Here is a 12,914-nt window from a genome sequence, read left to right on the forward strand (position 1 = left end):
GAACTGGGACTCACTGACGACGAAGCCCGACGGTGACGGGTTGCCGCCACCGCTGGTGCCGGCCGCCGTCCACTTCTGGTTCGTCTGTCCCGTACAGGTCCAGATCTGGAGCCGGGCGCCGTTCGCGGTGCTGCGGTCCTTGACGTCCAGACACTTGTTGGCCTGCGGGTTGACGATGTCGCGGGCGGAGTTGACGACCCACTGCTGGTTCGCGCCGCCACCGCAGTCCCAGAGCTGGACGAGCGCGCCGTCGGCGGTGCCGCGTTCGACGATGTCCAGGCACTTGCCCAGCGCGCGCAGAGTGCCGTCACTCGCGACGGTCCACCTCTGGGCGTTGCTGCCGTTGCAGTCGTAGAGCTGTACGGGAGTGCCGTTCGCGTTGCTCGCGCCGGCGACATCGACGCACTTGCCGCCCAGACCGGTGATCTGGCCGACCGGATCGGCGGCCGAGGCGGGTACCGCGAACAGGGTGGCGAGAAGCGCGCCGGCGGCGAGGACCACCGCGGAGCGCGCGAGTGAGAGACCTCTGAAGGATTTTCCTGGCATCTTCGGTTGCTTTCCCCTCTTCGCGCCGACGGCGCCTCTGACGGTTTCGCTTGGATTGAAGGGGAAGGTCTAGACCTTGTCAAGTACCGCACGAGCCCGGCCAGTTGCCGCCACGGGCGGCTGCCGGGAAGCCGGGGCCGGCCCGGTGGACCCGCGCGGAACACCGGGCGACCTTGTGTCATGGTTGGCCTGTCCATGACCATGGAGCGCCAGTGTCATGTCACCGACGCAGCCGTGGAAGGGACCCCCTCATGCCCCAGCACCCCACAGGCATGCCCCGCAGAGCCGTCCTGTCCGCCACCGTCGCGACCGCCGTGGTCGGCGTGCCGGCGGTGGCCCAGGCCGCTCCCGCGGCGGCTCCGGCCGGGCGGGGGAAGGAAGACCGCGCCGCCACCGCCCAGGCCCCGGGCCGGGAGTTGCGCGAACTGCTCAAGGAGATCGACCGCGACCGGATCGAGGCGACCGTCCGCCGGCTCGCCGCGTTCGGAACGCGCCACACGCTCTCCACCCAGGACGACCCCGAGCGCGGTATCGGTGCCGCCAGGGACTGGATATACGAGGAACTGAAGCGGTACGCGGCGGCCTCCGGCGGCCGGATGACCGTCGAGCTCCAGTCGTACATACAGGAACCCGCCTCCCGGATCCCGGTGGCGACCCGTATCACCAATGTCGTCGCGACGCTCCGCGGTTCGGTCGATCCCGAGCGCGTCTATGTCGTCTCCGGCCACTACGACTCGCGCGCCAGCGATGTCATGGACGCGGTCAGTGACGCGCCGGGCGCCGACGACGACGCCTCCGGTGTCGCGGTGGCCATGGAGCTGGCCCGGGTCATGGCGCGCCGCCGCCCGGCCGCGACCATCGTCTTCGCGGCTGTCGCGGGCGAGGAGCAAGGGCTCTACGGGGCCGCCCATATGGCGGAGCGGTTCAAGGCCGCCGGAACGAATGTCCTGGCCATGTTCACCAACGACATCGTCGGCAGCCCCAAGGCCGACGACGGCACCCGCGACCCGTACACCGTGCGGCTCTTCGCCGAGGGCGTGCCCACCGCCGAGACCCCGGCGGAGGCCAATGTCCGCCGCTCGGTCGGCGGCGAGAACGACTCGCCGACGCGTCAGCTCGCACGGTTCGTCCGTGATGTCGCGAACAACGACGCCACGGGCATGAACGTCCGGGTGATCTACCGCCGCGACCGCTATCTGCGCGGCGGCGACCACATCCCCTTCCTCGAACGCGGTTACGCGGCGGCCCGGTTCACCGAGCCGACCGAGGACTTCGCCCATCAGCACCAGGACGTACGGGTGGAGGACGGACAGCAGTACGGTGACCTGCCCGAGTTCTGCGACTTCGGCTACATCGCCCGGGTGGCGCGGGTCAACGGCGCGGCCCTGTGGACGCTCGCGCAGGCTCCGGCCACTCCGCGCGGGGTGAAGATCGTCACCAGCTCACTGACCAACGCCACCGAACTGGTGTGGGACGCGGGCACGGAGACCGATCTGACCGGGTACGAGGTGGTGTGGCGCGAGACGACGGCGCCGGAGTGGACCCATGTGGTCGGGGCCGCCGGGGCGACCAGCCACACCGTGGATCTCTCCAAGGACAATCTCTTCTTCGGTGTTCGCGCCGTGAACCGGGCCGGTCACCGCAGCCCGGTGGCGTTCCCCGTACCGCAGCGCTGACCGGCGCTCCTGCCATCACCCTGCCGCGCTCGGCCGCTCACTTGGCCGAGCGCGGCAGCGGCATGCCCGCGGGGCGCGGATCCCAGCCGTTGAAAACCCGGGACGCCCGGTCCCTTGACCCCTCGAAACCTCCGATGTTCACTACGTCTGACGCGGCCACTGCGCCGCCTCGTTCCGCCACGCACTCGTACCTCAGCCGGCGCCCACGGGCGCTCCGAGAGAGGACTGGATCGTGCGCCTTGTGTCCCGCACCATGATCGCGCTCGTCCTGCTGGCCCTGTCACTGGTCGCCGTGCCGCGCGCGCCGGAGACCGTACCGGTGTCCGCCGCCGCCCCCGCTTCCGTCGCCGCACCGCTCTCCAAGGTGCTGGTGTTCTCCAAGACCGCCGGTTTCCGGCACTCGTCGATCCCGGCCGGGATCGCCGCCGTTCAGCGCCTCGGCGCGGCCAACGGCTTCACCGTCACCGCCACGGAGGACGCGGGCGCGTTCACCAGCGCCAACCTGGCGCAGTACCAGGCAGTGGTCTGGCTCTCGACCACCGGTGATGTGCTCAACGCCGCGCAGCAGACCGCCTTCGAGTCCTACATCGCGGCGGGCGGCGGCTATGTCGGCGTCCACGCCGCCGCCGACACCGAGTACGACTGGCCCTGGTACGGCGGGCTCGTCGGCGCGTACTTCGCCTCGCACCCGGCCACGCAGCAGGCCACCGTCAAGGTCGAGGACCGGTCCTCCGTCTCCACCGCGCATCTTCCGCGGCGCTGGACGAGGACCGACGAGTGGTACAACTACCGCGCCAATCCGCGCTCGGCGGTGAAGGTGCTCGCGAGCCTGGACGAGGCCTCGTACTCCGGTGGCAGCATGGGCGATCATCCGATCACCTGGTGCCAGAACTACCGCGGCGGACGGGCCTGGTACACCGGTCTCGGCCACACCGAGGAGTCCTACGCGGATCCCGCGTTCACCACCATGCTCCTCGGCGGTATCCAGACCGCCTCGGGCGCGCGGCCCGCCGACTGCCGCCCGGAGAACGGCTACACCCCCCTGTTCGACGGCACCCAGGCGAGCCTGGACCGCTGGCGGCAGGCGGGTCCCGGCGGATTCACCCTCGCCGACGGCACCCTCACCTCGGTCGGCGGCATGGGACTGCTCTGGTATCCGGTGACGCCCTTCAGCGACTACTCGCTGAAGCTGGACTGGATGATGCCGGGCGACGACAACGGCGGAGTGTTCATCGGCTTCCCCGATCCCCAGGGCGATCCGTGGAAGCCCGTCGACCTCGGCCACGAGATCCAGATCGACGCGACCGACGCCGATCCGTCCCGGACCACCGGCAGCGTCTACAGCTTCCGGGCCCCGGACACGGCGGCACGGGCCGCCGCGCTCAATCCGCCGGGAGCGTGGAACAGTTACGAGATCGCGGTCCACGGCCGCCATGTCGAGATCTATCTCAACGGTGTGAAGATCAACGACTACACCAGCACCCGCGACATCGCGCTCGGGCACATCGGCGTCCAGAACGACGGCGCCGGTATGGACATCAACTACCGCGACATCAGGATCAAACAGGACGGGACAGCGGCCACCGATCTGGCGCGCGGCCGTCCGGTCACGGTCACCAGCGTGGAGCCCGGCAGCCCGCACGCGGGCGCCAACGCCGTCGACGGCGACCTCACCACACGCTGGGGCAGTGCCTACTCCGATCCCCAGTCGATCACCGTCGACCTCGGCTCCGTCCGTACCCTCCAGCGGGTCCGGCTGAACTGGGAGACCGCCTACGGCAAGGCGTACACCGTCCAGACCTCGACGGACAACGCGACCTGGCGCACCGTCAACACCACGACGGCGGGCGACGGAGGCATCGACGACATCGCGGTGAGCGGCACCGCCCGCTACGTACGGGTCCAGGGCACGGAGCGGGCCACGCAGTGGGGCTACTCCCTGTGGGATCTCGCCGTGCTCGGAAGCTAGGACCTGTCCGGCCGATCTTCGTGGATCAGCCCGGGGCGTCCGGTGCGGTGCGTCGCGAGGCGGAGGATCTCCCGGGTACTGGACGTACCCGGGAGACTCCGACAACGCCGCGAGACGCCGTGCCGGGCGTTCCGGGCCCACGGGGACCTGCCGGACAGGGCCCGGACCCGGGCCCTGTCCGGCAGGTCCTGGCAGAACACCCCTCACACCCGCGACAGGCCCCTGGAGGTACCTATCGTGCTGTCCCGTGCCCTCTCCTTATTCGCCGCGCTCTTCACGATGTCCGCCCTGCTGCTCTCGCCCGGTGCCGCCGCCGCGGCACCACAGGCCGCCGCCGCGCCACGGGCCGCCGCCGCTCCCCCGCCGACGAGCGGGTTCGAGAAGGTCAAACTCGACGGCGGGCTCCAGATGGGCGAGCCGATCGAACTCGCCGTGCTGCCGGACCAGAAGGTCCTCTACATCAACCGGGGCACCAGCGCCTCGGGCGGTCAGGTACGGCTCTACAACCCCGCGACCTCGTCGACGACGGTGGCGCTCACCCTGCCGCTGGACGCCCGGTTCGAGGACGGGCTGATCGGCATCACCCTGCATCCGCGCTTCGCCACCACCGGCTGGGTGATGCTGTTCTACTCGCCGAAGGTCACTCCGCTGGTCAACCGGATCTCCCGGTTCACCTTCGACCGCGCCACCAACACGCTCTCGCCGGCCAGCGAGGACGTGATCATCGAGTGGCCGACCGAGCGTGAACTGTGCTGCCACTCCGCGGGTTCGATGTCCTGGGACACCGCCGGGAACCTCTACTTCGCGGTGGGTGACAACACCAACTCCGGCGGCGACTCGGCGGGTATGGCGCCCATCGACGAACGGACCTCCCGCAGCCCGCAGTACGACGCCCAGCGCACCTCGGGCAATGCCAACGACCTGCGCGGAAAGATCAACCGGATCCATCCGGAGGACAACGGGACGTACACCGTTCCCAGCGGCAATCTCTTCGCCCCGGGGACCGCGGGAACACGTCCCGAGGTCTACGTCATGGGCGTGCGCAATCCCTACCGCGTCTGGGTCGACAAGAAGGCCAACAACACCCTGTACTGGGGCGAGGTCGGCCCCGACGCCGGTGCGACCGTCGCCAACCGGGGCCCCGCGGCGTACGACGAGTTCAACCGCGCCACCGGTCCCGGCAATTACGGCTGGCCCTACTGCGGCGGGCCCAATGTGGCCTACAACGACTGGGACTTCGCCGCCAACGCACCGCGCGGCTGGTTCCCGTGCGGCGGCACGACCGGACCGGTCAACAACTCGCCCCGCAATACCGGCATCCAGCAGCTTCCGCCCACCAAACCCGCGCTGGTGTGGGAGCAGCACGGCGGCAGCAAGGAGTGGCCGCAGCTCGACAATCCGGGCGGCTGCGGTTCGCCCAACCACACCGAGGTCTACCACTACGACGCGAATCTCGCCTCCGACGTCAAGTGGCCCCAGTACTACGACAACAAGCTGCTGATCTCCGAGTACTGCCGTAACTGGATCAAGGAAGTGCAGTTCAACAACGGCAACCCCGCCACCGGCACTCCGACCGCGATCGAGCCGGTGCTGGACGGTATGCGCCTGGTCCACCCGATCGACTCGGAGTTCGGCCCGGACGGTTCGCTGTATCTGCTCGAATACGGCAGCGGCTACTTCTCCGGCGCCGAGGACGCCGGGCTCTACAAGATCAACTACGTGCAGGGCGGCCGGTCGCCGCTCGCCAAGGCGTCGGTGAACAGGGACAACGGACTCGCGCCGCTGGCCGTGACCTTCTCCAGCGCCGGCAGCAGCGATCCCGACGGCAATCCGCTCACCTACGCCTGGGACTTCACGGACAACGGAAGCACCGACTCCACGGCGGCCAACCCGACCTTCACCTATCCCGCCAACGGCAGCTTCCAGGCCAGACTGACCGTCAGCGACGGCACCGGACGGACCGGCACCACGACCGTCCCGATCGTGGTCGGCAACAACCGTCCGACGCTGACTATCTCCTCGCCACCGGACGGCGGGGTGTACGAGTGGAACGAGAAGGTCACCGTGACCGCCTCCGCGACGGATCCCCAGGACGGTCCGATCGACTGCTCGAAGGTCATCGTACGGATCGCCCTGGGCCACCAGGAACACGCGCACGAGGTCGCCGAGGGCACCGGCTGCTCCACGACGTTCAACACCGGGCCGATCCACTCCGGACTCGACGCCACACAGTTCTACGTGGTGCGCGCGACCTACACCGACAAGGGCGCCACGGGAACGGTGCCGCTGACCGGTGAACAGCAGCGGACGCTGTGGCCCAAGCGGTGGCAGGCCGAGCACTTCGCGCAGTTGTCGGGACCGCAGATCATCACCGCGGCGGGAGCGGAGGGCGGGAAGCGCCTCGGGGACGTGCAGAACAACGAGTGGGTCCGCTACCACCCGGTGAGCCTCAAGGGCGTGACCGGGGTCAGGGCCCGGGTGTCCTCGGACAAGGCGGGCAATGTGGCCACCTTCCGCTACGACTCGGTGACCGGACCGGTCCTGGCGCGGGTGACCGTGCCGAACACCGGCGGCTGGGAGACCTACACCGAGGTCAGCGCCGCGGTCACCGGCGCCGAGGAACGCACGCGTGATCTCTACGTGGTCTTCACCGGTGGCTCGGGGGCCATTCTCGACCTCGACAGCTACACCTTCACCGGCCCGGGGATCAGTACTCCCTGACCACGGCCGCGACCGACGGCCGCGGCACGGGCCCGAAGCCCGTGCCGCGGCCGTTCGCCGTCCGTCAGCGGACGTGGGCGATTCCGGCGTAGAGGAGTTCGGTGCTCGTGTCGTTCTCCGGCGCGGGCGTGTCCTTGTACCAGCGGGTCACCAGACCGGGTTCGACCATGTCGAGCCCCTCGAAGAACCGCTCGACCTCCGCGCGCGTACGAGGACGCAGATTGATCCCGCTCGACCGGTACGCGTCGACCTTGTTCTGCTCCTCGGTGAGGAAGTCCCCCGTCAGATGGGAGAGCACCAGACAGCTTCCGGGAGCCAGGGCGTCGAGCAGGGTGCGGGTGATGCCGTACGGGTCGTCCTCGTCCGGGATGAAGTGCATGAGGGCGATGAGGGACAGCGCGACGGGCCGGTCGAAGTCCAGCAGGGTGCGGGCGTGGTCGAGGATCGCCTCCGGCTCGCGGACATCGGCCTCGATGTAGTTGGTGACGCCCTCCGGCGTGCTGATCAGCAGGGCCTCGGCATGGCGCAGCACGATCGGGTCGTTGTCCGTGTAGACGATCCGGGCCCTGGGGTCGATCTCCTGGACGATCTGGTGGAGGTTCGGCGCGGTAGGGATGCCGGTGCCGATGTCGAGGAACTGGTCGATACCGCTGCGGGCCACCCAGCCGACCGCGCGCTGCATGAAGGCCCGGTTCTGCCGGGCCCCTTCGCGCGCCTCGGCCGTCAGCCGCGAGGCCAGCGCCTGGTCGACCGGGTAGTTGTCCTTGCCGCCGAGGAGGAAGTCGTAGATACGGGCCGGATGCGGCTTGCTGGTGTCGACCTGGGACTTGGGCGTTCCTGACGGCATTGAGGGCTCCATGAAAGTCTGATCGTCATACAGGAAAGAGAGACGCGAACCAGCACACATCTCCCCCTGCGGATCATCGCCACCCCGGCAAATACTGCCACAGCAACATCTGTACGAGCACGCCGCATTGACGGCCCCGCCACTGTGGGAGCCGCGGCGGGAGCGACGTGGGAGTCACTGCGGGTGCGGCCGGGCGTGCCGGTCAGGCCGTGCCGCCCAGGACCTTCCAGACCCGGGTCGCCACATGCAGATTGAGCCGGGTCTCGACATCGCCCAGGTCATGGCCGCCGATCTCGCGCAGACGCTGGAGCCGGTAGCGCAGTGTGCTGCGATGGATACCGAGGACGGCGGCCGTGTTGTCGTAGTTGCCGCCCGCCTCGAAGTACTGGGAGAGCGTGGACACCAGATCGGTGCGGTGGGCCGTGTCGTAGTCGAGGAGCGGGCCGAGCCATTCGCGGACGTATCCCTCGATCTCCCGGTAGTCGTCGCCCGTCCCGATGATCCGGTACAGGCCCAGGTCGTCGAACGAGGTCGCGCCGTGCGGCACGCGCGAGCACCGGCGTACCTCCAGCGCCCGCAGCGCCTCCTGGTACGAGCGCGGGATCGCGGACGGTGCGTCGCAGCGCCCGCCGAGACCGACGGCGCCCGCGCGCGAGCCCAGTTCCCTGGCGATCGCCCGGTGCAGTTCGTCGCCCCTGGGCCGCCCCTGGACCACCAGCACCGCGCGGCCCGAGCGCCGGGCGGCCAGTGACCGCAGCCCGAGACCGGCCGCCGCCACGGCCACCGCGTGGACGAACGCGTCGTCGGCGGCCGTCGCCGGCCATCCCACCGCGACGACATGCTGGGGGCCGTGCAGGTCGTGGCCGACGGCCGCCGCGCGGGCGAAGGCGCTCTCGTCGTCCGTACCGGTGATCAGATCGTCGACCAGCTCACGGCGCAGCCGCAGCTCCATCTCGGCCAGGCTGCGCAGATGCGCCATCTCCAGGGCCAGCGCCTCACACGCGCGGGCGAGCGCGAACTCCTCGCGCTCCCCCGCGCGCGCGTCGGGATCGGCCAGGGACACCGTGCCGAGGATCTCGCCGCGATGGCGGGCGACGGCGACGAGCCGGTGTCCCAGACGGACGGGGTGCGCGTTCCTGGCCGCGTCGAGGATCAGCTCCTCCTGCCGTCCCGGATCGGGTTTGGGGTACGGATCGGGCCGGCCGGGCCCCGCCCAGGCGCGGAGATTGCCGAACCGGTCCTCCACGGCGGCGGGAAAGCCGGTCAGCCGGTGCACGGTCCTGGCGATGCCCGCCTCGGGGTCGCCGGTGGCCGTGGCACCGCTGAGCGCCTCCTGCACCGACCGCTGGTGTCTCAGCTCGGCCTCCACGGCGACGAGCCGGCCGCGGGCGGCGGCGCCTTCCCTCCGGGCCCGGTCCAGTTCCACCGCGTGCTCACGCTCCCGGCGGCGGGCCGCGGCGCCCGTCAGGGCCGCTCCGGTCTGCCGCGCCAGCAGGCCGAGCAGGGTGATCTCGTCATGGCTCGGCCGCTGCCGGGCGCTCACGACCAGATGTCCGGCGCGCCGGGATCCGGCCCGGCCGCCGGGCTCCCGCAGGGCGAACGCCCAGGACCACACCCGGTCGGGAAGCCGGACGGCACCGTCCCGGTCGCCGAGTTCCGCGATCTGGACGTCCAGGGAGCGGCTGGTGACGGAGCAGCCCATCGGGAGGTGGACCAGCCGTCCGGCGGCCGGCAGATATCCGGCCTCGGTACGGCACGGGCCCAGCCGCGCGACACACGCGGCGGCCAGCCGCATCACCTCGTACTCGTCGCGGCCGTCGAACACCGCGCTCGACAGTGCCATCAGACGGGGCAGCCGGGAGGGCCGGTGGCCCGGAGGCCCCGGAGGTCCGGTTCTTCCGGCGGCCGTGCTCATCGCCCTGGCCCGACACCTTCCTGGAAGGGCACCCCCCACCACACAACTCTACCGAGCGACCGCGCTCGCGCATCCGGTCCGGACGCCCGGTCCGGCCAGCCGCCGGGCCTGTGCCGGCGGGACCAGCGAGGTCACGGATTTCGACCTCCCAGGAGCAGGAATCGGCCCGGCGCGCCCGCCAGCCTGGACGCACGGAGTCCGTCCCGGGAACGGGCCCGAGGACGCCGGAAGACGTCGTGCACGTAAGGAGCACCTCATGGCCAAGGCAGTCGGTATCGACCTGGGCACCACCAACTCGGTGATCGCCGTGTGGGAGGGCGGTGAAGCCACCGTCCTCCCCAACGCCGAGGGCTCCCGCACCACCCCCTCCGTCGTCGCCTTCACCGACTCCGGCGAACGGCTCGTCGGCCAGTTGGCGCGCCGCCAGGCGATCCTCAATCCCCAGGGCACCATCCACTCGGCCAAGCGCTTCATCGGCCGGCACCTGGACGAGGTGTCGGCCGAGACCAGGGCGGTGACCTACGACGTGGTGGCGGGCGAGAACGGCGTGGCGCGCTTCGACGTCCGCGGCAAGCAGTACGCGCCGGAGGAGATCAGCGCGCTGGTGCTGCGCAAGCTCGCCGACGACGCCGGGAAATCGATGGGCGAGCGGGTCACGGAGGCCGTCATCACCGTCCCCGCGTACTTCAACGACGCCCAGCGCACGGCGACCAAGGACGCCGGACGGATCGCCGGTCTCGACGTGCTGCGCATCATCAACGAGCCCACGGCGGCGGCCCTGGCGTACGGCCTGGACAAGAAGGAGCACGAGACGGTGCTCGTCTTCGATCTCGGCGGCGGCACCTTCGACGTGAGCATCCTGGACGTCGGCGACGGTGTGGTGGAGGTGCGCTCCACCGCCGGTGACACCCATCTCGGCGGGGACGACTTCGACCGCCGGCTGGTGGACCATCTCGCGGACACGTTCCAGCAGCGGAACGGTATCGACCTGCGCGGCGACACCCAGGCGCTGCAACGGCTCTTCGAGGCGGCGGAGAAGGCCAAGACCGAGCTGAGCTCGGTGACGCAGACCCAGGTCAGCCTGCCGTTCATCACCGCGGACGCCACCGGGCCCAAGCATCTGACCGAGTCCGTCATGCGCTCCACCTTCGAGCAGATCACCGCCGATCTGGTGGACCGCTGTCTGGGCCCGGTCAAGCAGGCGATGTCCGACGCGAAGGTCACCGACAGCGACATCGACGAGGTGATCCTGGTCGGCGGCTCGACCCGGATCCCGGCCGTGCAGGCACTGGTCCGGCGGATGACCGGCGGCAAGGACCCGAACATGAGCGTCAACCCGGACGAGGTGGTGGCGCTGGGTGCCGCCGTCCAGGCCGGTGTGCTCAAGGGCGAGGTCAAGGACGTTCTGCTGCTGGACGTCACACCGCTCTCGCTGGGTGTGGAGACGCGCGGCGGTGTGATGACGAAGATCGTCGAACGGAACACCACGATCCCGGTCCGCCGCACCGAGACCTTCTCCACGGCGGAGGACGACCAGCCCGCCGTCGATGTCGTGGTCCTCCAGGGCGAGCGTGAACGCGCGGCCGACAACCGCGTACTGGGCCGTTTCCAGCTCACCGACATCCGCCGGGCGCCGCGCGGCGAACCGCAGATCGAGGTCATCTTCGACATCGACGCCAACGGCATTCTCCATGTCACCGCGCGTGACAAGGACACCGGCAAGGAACAGGGCATCACGCTCAGCGAGGGCTCCAACCTCGAATCGTCCGAGGTGGAGCGCATGATCGCCGAGGCGGAGCGCAACCGGGGCGAGGACCGGGCGCTGCGGGAGGCCGTGGACGCGCGCAACGAGCTGGACGCCGTCGCGTACCAGGTGGAGCGGCGGCTCGGCGAGCTGGGCGAGAGCGCTCCCGAGCACGAGCGGGCCCGTGCCCAACTGCTGATCGGCGACGCGCGCCAGGCGGTGAAGGGCGAGGCACCGCTGGACCGGATCAGGTCGCTGACCTCCGAGCTCCAGCAGGTCCACCAGGGGCTCGCCGCCCGGCAGGCCGGTCCCGCCGGGCCCTCGGAGCCCGGGGCCGCGGGTCCCGGGGCGGGGCAGGGCGGCCGAACCGGCGGTGGTGACGACGATGTCGTGGACGCCGACTTCGACCGGAGCTGAGGTCGCGCCATGGCCGCACAGCCGGAACCGGACGCGGTACCGCCGACGGACGGCACGCCGCCGCCGGACGCGCCGACGCCGGACGCGGCGCCGTCGGACGCGGTGCCGCCGGACGCGCCGCCGCCGGACGGCCCGGAGCAGGAGCTCGCCGAGGTGCGGGACGCCTGGCGCCGCGCGCTCGCCGATCTCGACAATCTGCGCAAGCGCCACGCCAGGGAGCTGGAGCAGATACGGCGGACCGAACGGGCCCGTACCGCCGCCGAGTTGCTGCCCGTGCTCGACCATCTCGATCTGGCCCTCACCCATGCCCGCGCCGATCCCGCCTCGGTCCTCCAGGGCGTCGAGGCGGTACGGGACCAGGCCGTCGACGTACTGGAGCGGCTCGGCTATCCGCGCCAGGAGGAGAAGGGCGTGCCGTTCGACCCGAGCCGGCACGAGGTGGTCGGTGTCGTGGACGATCCGGACACCGAGCCCGGCACGGTCGTCGGCGTGCTGCGCCCCGGATACGGGCTCGACGACCGCCAGTTGCGGCCGATGGCCGTGACGGTCAGCCGGCGGCGGGAGTGACGGGCATGGCGCGGGACTACTACGAGGTGCTCGGCGTCCCCCGGACGGCGGGCGACGAGGAGATCCAGCGGGCCTACCGGAAGCTGGCCCGCCGCCACCATCCCGACATCAACAAGGACCCGGAGGCCGAGGAGCGCTTCAAGGAGGTCAACGAGGCCTACAGCGTGCTGGCCGACCCGGACACCCGGGCGCGCTACGACCGGTTCGGCCCGGGCTTCCGCACGGTCCCCGGGGCCGCCGAGAGCGCCGCGAACGCCGGTGACCGGGCGGCGGCCGGCCGGGGCGCGGGTGGCTGGACCACCTCGGGGGGATGGACCACGCCGGGCGGCGGCGTGCGCTTCGGGCAGGGCCCGCGCGGCACCCGCCGGGATGTGGACTTCGAGGATCTCTTCGGCGACCTGTTCGGGGCCACCGGACGCGGCGGGGCACACGGGGCCGTGCCCGGCGCCGACCAGGAGGCCGAGCTGGCGCTGACCGTGGAGGAGGCCTACCGGGGCGGACGGCGCGCCGTC

At 70.9% G+C, this 12,914-nt stretch carries 9 protein-coding genes; 6 read left to right on the forward strand and 3 right to left on the reverse strand.

Features of this window, described 5'->3' with window-relative positions; all coding sequences use genetic code 11:
* On the reverse strand, positions 1 to 546 hold a 546-nt coding region (locus BFF77_RS03850), incomplete at its 3' end, for an RICIN domain-containing protein (protein WP_141698353.1).
* A gap of 272 nt (positions 547 to 818) precedes the next feature.
* Here BFF77_RS03850 and BFF77_RS03855 point away from each other — a divergent pair.
* From BFF77_RS03855 to BFF77_RS03865, 3 genes are all read left to right on the forward strand, one after another.
* On the forward strand, positions 819 to 2,222 hold the full coding sequence (locus tag BFF77_RS03855; RefSeq protein WP_245703183.1) for a M28 family metallopeptidase: 1,404 nt from the start codon (positions 819 to 821) through the stop codon (positions 2,220 to 2,222).
* A 253-nt stretch (positions 2,223 to 2,475) separates the two neighbouring features.
* On the forward strand, positions 2,476 to 4,191 hold the full coding sequence (locus BFF77_RS03860) for a ThuA domain-containing protein (RefSeq protein WP_079124810.1): 1,716 nt from the start codon (positions 2,476 to 2,478) through the stop codon (positions 4,189 to 4,191).
* Between the two features lie 237 nt (positions 4,192 to 4,428).
* Complete coding sequence (locus BFF77_RS03865) at positions 4,429 to 6,912, forward strand: carbohydrate-binding protein (RefSeq protein WP_066943782.1); 2,484 nt, start codon at positions 4,429 to 4,431, stop codon at positions 6,910 to 6,912.
* A 64-nt stretch (positions 6,913 to 6,976) separates the two neighbouring features.
* Here BFF77_RS03865 and BFF77_RS03870 read toward each other — a convergent pair whose 3' ends face one another.
* Together BFF77_RS03870 and BFF77_RS03875 are read right to left on the reverse strand one after the other, a co-directional pair.
* Entirely contained in the window at positions 6,977 to 7,759 is a 783-nt protein-coding gene (locus tag BFF77_RS03870) for an SAM-dependent methyltransferase (protein ID WP_066943784.1), read from the reverse strand.
* Between the two features lie 202 nt (positions 7,760 to 7,961).
* Positions 7,962 to 9,674, reverse strand: coding sequence for a PucR family transcriptional regulator (locus tag BFF77_RS03875; RefSeq protein ID WP_066943786.1), 1,713 nt, complete (start codon positions 9,672 to 9,674; stop codon positions 7,962 to 7,964).
* 256 nt (positions 9,675 to 9,930) lie between these two features.
* Here BFF77_RS03875 and dnaK point away from each other — a divergent pair, with 256 nt between their 5' ends.
* The 3 genes from dnaK to BFF77_RS03890 form a co-directional block, all read left to right on the forward strand.
* The gene (dnaK, locus tag BFF77_RS03880; protein ID WP_066943788.1) at positions 9,931 to 11,835 is read left to right on the forward strand and encodes a molecular chaperone DnaK; all 1,905 of its coding nucleotides are present in this window, start codon (positions 9,931 to 9,933) and stop codon (positions 11,833 to 11,835) included.
* Positions 11,836 to 11,844: 9 nt separating this feature from the next.
* Positions 11,845 to 12,402 (forward strand): nucleotide exchange factor GrpE, encoded by a 558-nt coding sequence (locus BFF77_RS03885; RefSeq protein ID WP_079124809.1) that lies wholly within the window; start codon positions 11,845 to 11,847, stop codon positions 12,400 to 12,402.
* A gap of 5 nt (positions 12,403 to 12,407) precedes the next feature.
* A partial coding sequence (locus BFF77_RS03890; RefSeq protein WP_169922605.1) for a DnaJ domain-containing protein occupies positions 12,408 to 12,914 on the forward strand: 507 nt, incomplete at its 3' end.

The sequence above is a fragment of the Streptomyces lushanensis genome, from assembly GCF_001700515.1.
In the GTDB taxonomy this organism is placed as follows: domain Bacteria; phylum Actinomycetota; class Actinomycetes; order Streptomycetales; family Streptomycetaceae; genus Streptomyces; species Streptomyces lushanensis.